Source organism: Mesorhizobium album, assembly GCF_033977205.1.
Lineage (GTDB): Bacteria > Pseudomonadota > Alphaproteobacteria > Rhizobiales > Rhizobiaceae > Mesorhizobium > Mesorhizobium album.
In genome coordinates this window covers 1-1,583 of the sequence record NZ_JAVIIW010000121.1, presented here as the reverse complement: position 1 = coordinate 1,583, position 1,583 = coordinate 1, and the positions used below count along the sequence as shown (strand labels likewise).

General features: G+C 61.8%; 1 protein-coding gene. It reads right to left on the bottom strand.

What is annotated here, in order from left to right; all coding sequences use genetic code 11:
• Window positions 1-1,583: ABC transporter substrate-binding protein (locus RFN28_RS34470; RefSeq protein ID WP_320291578.1), on the bottom strand; the 1,583-nt coding region annotated here is incomplete at both ends.

Genomic DNA, 1,583 nt, shown 5'->3' with positions numbered 1-1,583 from the left:
TGGTGCATTGCGTAGTTCTTCACCTTCTTGTTCATGTGGCAGTAGAGCTTTTGCCAGAACGGCTGGATGATGACGCCGGAATCCTGCAGGATCTGCTCGACATCCTTCATCACCTCCTTGCGCTTGGCGACGTCGACGAGCGACAGCGCCTGCTGGAGCTTGGCGTCGAACTCCGGGTTGGAGTAGGCCGTCTCGTTCCAGGCCTCGCCGCTGCGATAGCCCAGCGCCAGCACCTGGACGCCGAGCGGGCGCATATACCAGATGGTCAAGGAATAAGGATATTTCGTCCAGTCGTTCCAGAAGGTCGACCCGGGCAGCACGGTGCGCTTCACCTTGATGCCTGCATCGCGCAACTGGCCGGCGATCGCATCGCCGGTGTTCTTCTGCCACTCGTCCTCGACAGTGATCAGCTCGTGCTCGAAATCGGCCTGTCCGGCGTCGGCCATCAGCTTCTTGGCGCCGGCCGCATCCCGTGTCTTCTTCGGCAACGGATAATATTCCGGATGGATCGGGCTGACATGGTGGTTCTCGCCGACCGTGCCGCGGCCGTTGTAGCCGAGCTGCATCACGGCGTTGTTGTCGACCGCCATCTGCAGCGCGTTGCGCACCCGCTTGTCGTCGTAGGGCTTGTGGGTGATGTTGGTGCGGGCAACCAGCGTGGTCGCCGTCGCGACTTCCGATTTCACCAGATCCATCTTGTCGAGGGCATCGATGAAGTCGGCCGGCGTTTCGAAATCGAGGTCGATCTCGCCGGAATCGAAGGCATTGAGCGTGGCGTTGAAGTCGGTGCCGTAGTCGATGAACTCGACGCTGTCGAGCGGCGCTTCGCCACCCCACCATTTGCCGTTCTCGCGACGCTTGACCACCGCTTTCTGGCCGACCGCATAGGATACCAGTTCGAAGGCTCCGGTGCCGATCGGCTTCCTGATCGGGTCGGCGCCATCCTTGTCGAAGTCGCGATGCACGACCAACGCCGGATAATCGGTCAAGCCCGGTATGATCGCGATATCGGGTTGGGCAAGCTTCAGCTTGACCGTGTGGTCGTCGACCTTGGTGATCGCGCCGTCCTTCGCCTTGCCGGTTTTTGCGTCGACCAGCGCGCCGACGCGCGCCGCCATGGAATTGCCGGAGGCACCCTTCTCGCACCAGCGGTTCAGGTTGAAGACCACGTCATCGGCGTTGAAGGCATCGCCGTTGTTCCAGGTGACGCCCTTGCGCAGATGCAGAGTGTATTCGGTGGCTTCGTCATTCACGTCCCAGCTTTCGAGCAGGACCGGCTCGAAAGTGAACTGGTGCGTGTAGCGGACCAGCGGCTCCAGCCAACTGCGGGTGATGTTTGCCATCTCCGTCCAGTCATAGGTGCGCGGATCCTTCTGCGCCTTGACCGACATCGCGACATGCAGTGTTCCACCCTTCTTCGGCTCGTCGGCGAGCGCCTTGGTCGGAACGGCAAGACCGATCATGCCATAGGCAAGCGCGGTCGATGCACCGAAGGCGCTGGCGAGAGCCAGGAATTCGCGCCGGTCCATGCGGCCTTCGCGCGCTTCTTGTGCCATCGCCTCGATGGCGGCGGGGACACGATC